At 44.9% G+C, this 8,691-nt stretch carries 10 protein-coding genes; 1 reads left to right on the top strand and 9 read right to left on the bottom strand.

The genetic code is table 11. The features are described from left to right. From WJQ40_RS00885 to WJQ40_RS00850, 8 genes are all read right to left on the bottom strand, one after another. The coding region (locus WJQ40_RS00885) for a radical SAM protein (RefSeq protein ID WP_337537600.1) at positions 1-574 on the bottom strand (574 nt) is incomplete at its 3' end. Positions 575-589: 15 nt separating this feature from the next. Then, a complete protein-coding gene (locus tag WJQ40_RS00880; protein ID WP_337537599.1) occupies positions 590-1,378 on the bottom strand; it encodes a sulfite exporter TauE/SafE family protein in 789 nt (262 codons plus the stop codon). 16 nt (positions 1,379-1,394) lie between these two features. After that, positions 1,395-2,732 carry a sulfatase gene (locus WJQ40_RS00875; RefSeq protein ID WP_337537598.1) on the bottom strand — a complete coding sequence of 446 codons (1,338 nt, stop codon included), beginning with the start codon at positions 2,730-2,732 and terminating at the stop codon, positions 1,395-1,397. Positions 2,733-2,768: 36 nt separating this feature from the next. Then, the gene (locus WJQ40_RS00870) at positions 2,769-3,503 is read right to left on the bottom strand and encodes an ABC transporter ATP-binding protein (protein WP_337537597.1); all 735 of its coding nucleotides are present in this window, start codon (positions 3,501-3,503) and stop codon (positions 2,769-2,771) included. 10 nt (positions 3,504-3,513) lie between these two features. Beyond that, on the bottom strand, positions 3,514-4,293 hold the full coding sequence (locus WJQ40_RS00865) for an ABC transporter ATP-binding protein (protein WP_337404965.1): 780 nt from the start codon (positions 4,291-4,293) through the stop codon (positions 3,514-3,516). After that, complete coding sequence (locus tag WJQ40_RS00860; RefSeq protein ID WP_337404963.1) at positions 4,272-5,060, bottom strand: ABC transporter permease; 789 nt, start codon at positions 5,058-5,060, stop codon at positions 4,272-4,274. The genes WJQ40_RS00865 and WJQ40_RS00860 overlap by 22 nt, the downstream gene beginning before the upstream one ends. Continuing rightward, positions 5,057-5,839, bottom strand: a complete 783-nt coding sequence (locus tag WJQ40_RS00855) for an ABC transporter permease (RefSeq protein ID WP_337404962.1) — start codon at positions 5,837-5,839, stop codon at positions 5,057-5,059. Before WJQ40_RS00855 ends, WJQ40_RS00860 begins: the two co-directional genes overlap by 4 nt. 64 nt (positions 5,840-5,903) lie before the next feature. Further along, positions 5,904-6,986, bottom strand: a complete 1,083-nt coding sequence (locus WJQ40_RS00850; RefSeq protein WP_337537596.1) for an ABC transporter substrate-binding protein — start codon at positions 6,984-6,986, stop codon at positions 5,904-5,906. Positions 6,987-7,298: 312 nt separating this feature from the next. Between WJQ40_RS00850 and WJQ40_RS00845 the strand changes: the two genes are divergently transcribed. Further along, complete coding sequence (locus WJQ40_RS00845) at positions 7,299-8,318, top strand: LacI family DNA-binding transcriptional regulator (RefSeq protein ID WP_337537595.1); 1,020 nt, start codon at positions 7,299-7,301, stop codon at positions 8,316-8,318. Between the two features lie 61 nt (positions 8,319-8,379). Here WJQ40_RS00845 and WJQ40_RS00840 read toward each other — a convergent pair whose 3' ends face one another. Beyond that, positions 8,380-8,580, bottom strand: coding sequence for an alpha/beta-type small acid-soluble spore protein (locus WJQ40_RS00840; protein WP_118797690.1), 201 nt, complete (start codon positions 8,578-8,580; stop codon positions 8,380-8,382). Between the last annotated feature and the right edge of the window lie 111 nt (positions 8,581-8,691).

Here is an 8,691-nt window from a genome sequence, read left to right as displayed (position 1 = left end):
TATACTGCTGAAATCGAAAACCCTGCTTCTTATAGAAAGTATAAATCTCTCCGATACTCTCTGCAACCTGTTTCGTAACCACTGTAAGAATATTGTATTCTGCACCGCACTTCTCAAGAAGCCTGATCGCCCCAAGGATCCTGTCAAAGGATGGACTTCCCTCTTTGCCATGTCTGCTGGCATCATGAGTTCTTTTCACACCATCTAAGGAAATCCCCACGAGGAAACGATTCTCTGCAAAAAAATGGCACCACGCATCATCCAGCAGGTACCCATTAGTCTGGATGGAATTATAAACCATCACGCCTTTTTTATTATACTGCCTCTGCAGTTCCATTACCCTGTGAAAAAAGGGCAGACCCCGAAGTGTCGGTTCTCCGCCCTGAAATACATAATAAATACCGCCCTCTGCACGGAGCATGGTCTTTCGGATCACCGCCTTCAGGGTTTCTTCTGTCATAAAGCCAAAAGAAGCCTGATCACGGTGCTCCATCTCATCTCCATAAAAACAGTAATCACATTTCATATTGCACTGCCCGGATGCCGGTTTGATCATTACCACAAGTGGTTTCATAAGTACTCCTGTCTGTTATCGTGAGAACTGATAAATATTATACCCGCAAATCCCGATCATGACTACCATTAAAATCACAAACAGTTTTTCCACGGTACTGTCCTGAATCCTTTGGGAAATGCTTCTTCCTGCCATACCGCCCGCAATCCCGCCAAGCACCATGAATACCAGGATCAGCGATGCAAAGACCGGTACTGACCGGCTGACAATGCTGACAAACAGGCTCATACACTGGGAAACAAAGATCACATACAGGGAATTTTCTGTTGCTTCCCTGGTAGTCATGGAAAAGAAATAGTACAGCACAACCAGATTTAAGGGTCCTCCGCCAATCCCAAGGAATGCTGACAGACCGCCAAGACACATTCCAATCAGGATGCAGACCCATGCTTTTCTGATATTATGGGTGACAATCCTTTTCTTTTGCAGCGTATACAAAAGTGTAAACAGCGTCACAAACAGTAGACAGATCGCCTGCACAAATCCAAGGGAAGATGCACTTTCGCTTCTTTCCAGCACTGCCTGCAGAAGCTGCTTTCCAAGGACACCGCCAAGGGCTGCTCCCATAGCCAGCGGAAAGCTCCGTCCTGAATCCAGATGAGAGGATCCCTTATTCAGTTTGCCTCTGCCTACCGAATATGCGGTCATGGCAAGCACAGTGCAGCCTGACAGAAAGCTGATCGTGTCGGCCTCCATAATCCTCAGGGCATCCAGCAGCGGCTTGATGATGATGCCGCCGCCAATGCCACAGATGCTTCCAACCATAGATGCTGACAGGCAGATGAGAAACAGTAACACTATCATAATTTGCCTCTTTTACTTAATCCTCAAAATCAAGAAGTCTCGGGTTCATACAAGTCAGCCTGTTGACTCTTGCTCCTTCCGGCTTTGGCACTCTGGAACCATATTTCAGGATCGGGTCATTTGTTTCCTTCATCCAGTTTTCCAGCCTTAAGGAAAGGTCATTATACACCTCTGCATATTTTTCATTCTCTGTCAGATTCTCTCTCTCATAGGGATCGATCCAAAGATCAAACAGATATTCCCTGACTCTCTTCTTTTCCAGATATCCGTTTTCCACAAGAAAATCCTTGCTGATCGCCTCATCAATATTAGCAGGTACCAGTCCGTTATGATAATCAAACAGACGGATCAGCTTATAACGGTCTGTCCTGATACAGCGCTTCGGTTCATAGGCTGCATGATAGGTCACCTCAGAGAAAATCTCATCTCTGACCTTCTCTGCCTTCTTTTCCATAAAAGGTACCATGCTGTAACCTTCTGTCCAGTCCGGAATGGGCGCCCCTGCCAGCTCACAGACTGTCGGATAAATATCAAGCTGTGAGATCAGGGTATCCACTGCCTGTCCTTTACGCTGATTTCCCGGATAATCCATGATAAAGGCAACTCCGATTCCCGTATCATACAGAGTACATTTCATCTTCGGAAAAGCAATTCCATGGTCAGTGGTAAAAATTACCAGTGTCTGATCCCGAAGTCCTGTCTTTTCCAACGTTTCCATGATTCTTGCAAAGCAGTTGTCCACGACTCTTGCTGACTCACAGTAGTCTGCCATATCTCTTCTGTTGGCATCACAGTCATAAAGCGGAGTGGGAACCGTCAGATAATCCGAATTTATGTCCTTCTTTGCTTTTGGATATTCTCTGTGGGTATTAAACCAGCCCATGGAAAGGAAAAATGGTCTATCTCCTTCTTCGCTCTGCCTTTTCAGATAAGCACAGGCCTCCTCTGTATTGGAATAATCCCAGTCCTCCATACTTGCTTCTGTCTGATCCATATTAAATTCCTGGCTGCCCACGATCTCGTGATAGCCGATCATATGATAATCGGGCGCTTCATGCTGAATACCGCACAATGCGGTATGATACCCGTTTTTTCCCAGATAATTTGCCAGATGATGCTCATAGTTGTTGAGCTGCCAGCCTCTGCTTGCCAGCCCCTGCATTCCGTTCTCATGGGGCGTATATCCTGTCAGAAGCCCTGCCCGGCTTGGAGAGCACGTTGGTCCTGCACAATAGCAGTGCCTGAAAAGAGTTGCCTCCTTTGCAAATTTCATCAATGCCGGTGTGGGAATCTGATATCCATATGGGCTTATGTATCTTCCGCTGTCATGAGTATGCATATGAATAATATTCATTCTCTTGTCTCCTTAACTGTCCGTACTTTCCTGTAATTACCACCATTTAATCAGGTTGGTCACCTTGTTACGCATTTCAATAAACTTCTCTTCCGTTACATTTCTCGGCAGAGGAAGCGGGTTGACGAAATCTTCCTTTACCTTAGTAGGTTTATTGGTAAGAACCATGATCCGCTGGCTCATATAAACTGCTTCCTCAATATTATGTGTAATAAAAACGATCGTGGTTTTCGTTTCCTGCCAGATACGGATCAGCTCATCCTCCAGCCGAAACCGCAGTTCCAGATCCAGCTGTCCATAAGGCTCATCCATCAACAGGAGATCCGGCTCAACAGCAAAGGCACGGGCAATGGATACTCTCTGCAGCATACTTGCGGAAAGCTGCTCCGGATAATAGTCTGCGAATTTTTCAAGGCCGACCATCCTCAGTACCTCCTCAGTTTTTCTGTTCAGCTTTTCCCTTGAAAACTTTCTTACCTTCATGCCAAACTGCACATTTTCCTTTACTGTCAGCCATGACATGGTTGAATATTCCTGCATGATATAAGCGATACTGTGCTTATTTAAGTCTACTTCTTCTCCGTTGATCAGAATTTCTCCGTCATCAATGTCATACAGCTTCACAAGACTGTTCAAAAATGTCGTCTTACCACATCCTGTCGGTCCTACAATGCAGAGAAAATCGCCATCATTCACCTGAAAGGAAATATCATCCAATACCTTCAGGGAGCCAAAACTTTTGGTCAAATGATTTACTTCCACTTTACTCATACTCTTCACCTCATTCTGTGGTTTCCACGTGTTTGCTGATCTCTTCCCGCAGCTTCAAAAACTCGGGTGAAATATAATCCCGCGGCCTTGGGAGATTGATCTTAAACTCATTTCTTACTGTGGTCGGACAGCTGCTGAGCAGAATGATCCTGTCAGCCAGATACAGCGCTTCCTCAATATTGTTGGTGATAAAGACCACTGTTCTTTTATCCTGACTCCAGATTCTCTCTACCTCTTCCTGCATCAGATATCTTGTCTGTGCATCCAGATGTCCAAAGGGTTCATCCATCAGAAGTACAGAAGGGTTATTACAATAAGCCCTGGCAATTCCCACTCTCTGTCTCATACCGCCGGACAGTTTGATTGGGTAGCTTTTTTCAAATCCGGTAAGTCCCACCAGATCAATATAGTGCTCTGCTTTCTCCTTGCGTTCCTTCTTCGGAAGTCCCGCCATCTTTGGTCCAAATCCCACATTCCCTTCTACCGTAAGCCAGGGAAATAATGCTGTTTTCTGATAAACCACACCTCTTTCCGGTGCCGGTCCGTCTACCTTTTTGCCATTTACATTAACGCTGCCTGCCGTTTCATGATCAAGACCTGCCATGATATTGACCAGTGTTGTTTTTCCGCATTGACCGGGACCTAGAATGACCACGAATTCATTTTCTGCAACTTCCAGAGAAATATCTTTCAGGACCTCATTCTTTTTTCCGTTATTTTCGAAGGTTTTGGATACATGCTTACAGCTGATCATTGTTTTTACATCCGTTATCTTCCCTGAATGTTCCATGAGCATAATCCCCTTTCTATTAATCGAAGTAATGATGCCAGCAGCAGTCCGACCAGTCCGATCGAGATCATACCTGCCAGGATCTGTACTGTATTTCCACTTTCCATTCCTGTCGTGATGATCCAGCCGGCACCTTCATTGGCACGGATCATTTCCGCTGCGATCACGGCCATCCAGCTTGAGGAAAGTCCTACCTGTAGTCCTGCAAAAATCTGCGGAACAGATGCCGGAAGTGTAATGTAAAGGAAGATCTGTGCGGGCTTTGCTCCCAGCATTCTTGCCGCACCTACCAGTGTCTGATCTACCTGGCTTGCTCCTGCATAGGCATTTAAGATGATACTTACAATGGCACTGACACAGATAATAAAATACTTGGAAGTTTCCCCAATGCCAAACCAGAGAATAGCAAGCGGGATCCACGCAAGTCCGGGGATGGGACGGAGCAGTTCAAAGATCGGCTTGACGATCGCCTTACCGGTTTTGGAACAGCCCATCAGAATGCCCAGTGGAATACCGATGATACATGCCAGGAAATATCCGACAAAAACACGCTTCAAACTGGCTAGAATATGCAGAGGAAGGATCTTGCCACCAATCTTCTGTGTCAGAGATTCTCCGATAAAACCAAGTACTACAAAGGGAGACGGCATTACCTTCTGCAGACTGGTAAAGGAAACCGCAAGCTGCCAGACGAGCAGAAGTCCTGCTAAAGAGCAAATGAAATATACAATGGTTTCTGTTTTTGAATTCTGAAATTTCTTTTTCATTTGTTCCTTCCTCCTTTGACCAGTTTCTTTTCCAGTGTTTCCAAAATATAGGTCAGCAGTGCTCCCACAAGACCGATCGTGATCATGCCTACCATGATGTTATCTGCTTTTCCTACCATACGGTTCATCTGGATCATATAGCCAAGTCCTTCTGTAGAGGCCAGCATTTCTGCAGCAACCAGTGCCATCCAGCTTGCCCCGAGGGATACCTTTAATCCTGCAAAGATCATGGGAAGTGCAGAAGGAATACCTACCTTAAGAAGCGTTTCAAAGTTACTTGCACCAAAGGTTCTTGCCACCCAAATGTGTACCGGATTAGTCTGTTTGATTCCGGTATAGGCATTGATGATCGCCGGCGTAACAGCCGATACGAAGATAACGGTTGCCTTTGCCTGGATGCCAATCCCAAGCCACAGAATCATCAGCGGGATCCAGCCTACCGGAGGAATCGGTCTGATCAGGTCAAATAAAGGTTTTACGATCAGATCTACCCTGCGGTACCAGCCCATCAGGATGCCAAGAGGTACGCCGATCACAATACCAAGAAGATAACCAAGAAGAACTACCTTAAGGCTGGCAATCAAGTGCTTTCCCAGTGTTCCGCCATCCGGTGTTGTCACTGTCAGTTTTCTTACAAAGGCTGTTGCTACTTTAAACGGGCTTGGGAAAGTACTGGATGGAAATACCTTGAAAACATCTGCTATCAGATACCATATAAGTAAGAAACAAAAGACTGATGCCGTTGATATCAACGTATATTTTAGTTTTTTCTCTTTCATAATGTACCTTTCCTTACCTGCACTGATCCCGAGGGTTCAGTGCAGGCCTTTTCTCATTTTACTTCTAGTTTAATCCTGCTTTCTCCAGAATATCGTTTCTGACATTGCCGCATACGGTATCCTTCAGGTCTTCTTCAAGCTGTCCACTGGAAACATAGAACTCAACCAGAGTATTTTTGAAATCAGCACCAAACTCTCTTGTCTTCATATCCTCTACGCCATAGAAAGGCTTTTCTTCGAGCTGTCTCTTGGAAACTTCCACATCAATATCCTGTCCGTTCTGCTTAAACCAGTCAGACATCAGATTTGCTGCATACTCTATATCACCATTTAACTTATCGTTTTCTTCTGCTACCAGTTTCATCATGGTCGCGAGTGCATCCTGCTTGTTATCAAATGTGCTTTCGCTGACAACGACCTGTGCAGTTGCATCTGCCTTCAGATTCTTCATAGAAGCTACAGATATCCAACCTTCGTCATCTACTGCTGTGTAAGTCTGAGGGGAACGGGTTGCCAGGATATCTCCTTCTCCTGTTTTGAATGCCTGATATGCCTGTGCATATTCCATCGGCACAAAGGTAACATCATCCATCGTAAGTCCGAATACATCTAGATACTTGGTTACTTCAAACTGTGACAAAGTTCCTGCAGGACAAAGGATCGTTTTTCCCTTTACAGAATCAGCACTGCCGATGACGTCCGGATATTCAGAATTTGTCACTCCCGCCGCTGCAATGTCACTATCTGCTCTTGCAATCAGATCGATTGCTACTGTATCAGTACAGATCTCACCGATCATCTTGGAGTTATTGTTCGCAAGCGAAAATACGGCCGCTGCACCAATAAAGGAAACATCCAGTTCGCCGGCTGCCATGGCTTCATTCATGGGAGCTCCTGTTGAGAAATTCACCAGTTCGATTTCAATTCCATTTTCCTTGTCCAGTCCGTTATTTACCATATCAACAATCGGAAGCGCAGTCATCGCTGCCAGAACACCTACACGCAGCTTATGATTCTCATCGATCGAAGCTGTTTCTGTACTCTCTCCTTCTGCCTGCTGGCTGTCACCTGCGGCATTGCTGCCGCACCCCATTAACATTGACCCTACCATTGTCATAGTTACCAATAATGCTAATACCCTTTTCATACACTTCTCCTTTCTTTCCTCCATCTTCCTGTTAGTTCCGGTTTGATTATGTAATCATAATATCATTTGCGTGCACGTGCGTCAATACATTTGCTCAACTTTTTTATTTTGCTTTTGCTTTTCTCTATTTTATTGTCTATTTTTCATACAGTCGCCCCGTTTTCCCAGCATTTTCCATTGTACAAATTCGTGATGCACGTGTATCATATCGAATTATATTTTTTATTTTATTCGTGTTTGCAATAATCTCTTGACAACCTCTTCCTTCACTGTAATAATTGTATATATACAAAGAAATGAGGAGGGTTTTCCATGCCGATTACCATGCAGGAACTTGCCGATATGGCAGGTGTCTCCCGTGCAACCGTCGATCGTGCTCTCAATGAAAGAGGACGCGTAAATCAAAAGACCAAAGACCGGATCTGTCAGCTTGCCAAAACCATGGGCTATGAACCGGATCTTGCTGCCAAAACTCTTGCCAGCAAGAATAAGATCTTTCGAATCGGTTGTATTTTAAATTCCAGGGGAAATACCTTTTTTAATGATGTGGAAAAGGGAATCCAGTCCGCTATTGATGAACTGAATGGATTCAATATCGAAGTCACCACCCGTTCTCCAGAGCATCTTAATGCTTCCTGTCAGCTAAAGGTAATAGATGCTCTTTACCAGGAAGGCATCCAGGCACTGATCATTACGCCTCTCAATGTTCCTGAAATCGCAGACAGATTAAACGCCCTGATAGCAGAAGGCATTGCGGTAGTTGCCCTCACAGCAGATATTCTTGGGGTCAACTATCTTTCCTATGTGGGCTGTAATCACTTAAAAAGCGGACAGATCACTGCCAATATTGCCGGTCTGATCGCTCCTCCCGGTGCCAGGATCCTGTTTGTTCTTGGTTCCAAATCGCTCCTTGGCCACAGCCAGCGTCTGGAAGGTTTTCTTCAAATTCTAAACGAAAGCTACCCTGACATGCAGGTACTTGATATTATAGAGAACCAGGACGATGATTTCATTTCCTACAATCTGGTTCACAATTACATTGCAGATCATCCAGCCATTGACCTGATCGTTTTTGCTGCAGGTGGCAGTACAGGCGGTATCCGCGCCATCCAGGATTCCTCTTGCCACTGCAGGATCATCTGCTTTGACCTGACATCCCATAACAGGCATTATCTAGAAGAGGGACTCATTTCCTGTGTTCTTTGTCAGGAACCATATACGCAGGGTTATCAGGCTCTCAAGCTTCTTTCCGGCTATCTGCTTCTTGGCAAAAGTCCGGATACTGACAGATATTACACAAAAACGGAGATCCTTGTTAAAAATTCTCTATAGCACAAAAACAGCCCGCCTGCATTTGCAGACGGGCCATTCTTTTCTCTTATCTGTCAGATGATTACTTCATCTGCTCTTCCTGCTTCTTGATCATTCTACGAACCATCTCGCCACCGATAGAACCGGCTTCCTTAGAGGTTAAGTCACCATTGTAACCTTCCTTTAAGCTCACACCAAGTTCAGAGGCAACCTCAGTCTTAAAACGATCCATAGCAGCTTTTGCTTCAGGAACTTCTACTTTATTAGAAGATTTGCTTGCCATATTCTTTACCTCCATAATTTTTCCGCCTTTCGGCTATCTATTCTTCAAGATAAGCTCTTACGCTGCTTATCCTGAAGTTTTCTTCATTCAAAGCCTTTCGTATCACTTATC

The sequence above is a fragment of the Suilimivivens sp. genome (genome assembly GCF_037359455.1).
Taxonomy (GTDB): domain Bacteria; phylum Bacillota; class Clostridia; order Lachnospirales; family Lachnospiraceae; genus Suilimivivens; species Suilimivivens aceti.
The sequence above is the reverse complement of the archived record's forward strand: the minus strand, read 5'-3'. Positions and strand labels throughout refer to the sequence as shown.

Bases quoted from the DNA above. Each gene is read 5' to 3' on its own strand.
- WJQ40_RS00880 (WP_337537599.1), bottom strand. From the start codon at position 1,378: ATGATAGTGTTACTGTTTCTCATCTGCCTGTCAGCATCTATGGTTGGA.
- WJQ40_RS00875 (WP_337537598.1), bottom strand. From the start codon at position 2,732: ATGAATATTATTCATATGCATACTCATGACAGCGGAAGATACATAAGC.
- WJQ40_RS00870 (WP_337537597.1), bottom strand. From the start codon at position 3,503: ATGAGTAAAGTGGAAGTAAATCATTTGACCAAAAGTTTTGGCTCCCTG.
- WJQ40_RS00865 (WP_337404965.1), bottom strand. From the start codon at position 4,293: ATGGAACATTCAGGGAAGATAACGGATGTAAAAACAATGATCAGCTGT.
- WJQ40_RS00860 (WP_337404963.1), bottom strand. From the start codon at position 5,060: ATGAAAAAGAAATTTCAGAATTCAAAAACAGAAACCATTGTATATTTC.
- WJQ40_RS00855 (WP_337404962.1), bottom strand. From the start codon at position 5,839: ATGAAAGAGAAAAAACTAAAATATACGTTGATATCAACGGCATCAGTC.
- WJQ40_RS00850 (WP_337537596.1), bottom strand. From the start codon at position 6,986: ATGAAAAGGGTATTAGCATTATTGGTAACTATGACAATGGTAGGGTCA.
- WJQ40_RS00845 (WP_337537595.1), top strand. From the start codon at position 7,299: ATGCCGATTACCATGCAGGAACTTGCCGATATGGCAGGTGTCTCCCGT.
- WJQ40_RS00840 (WP_118797690.1), bottom strand. From the start codon at position 8,580: ATGGCAAGCAAATCTTCTAATAAAGTAGAAGTTCCTGAAGCAAAAGCT.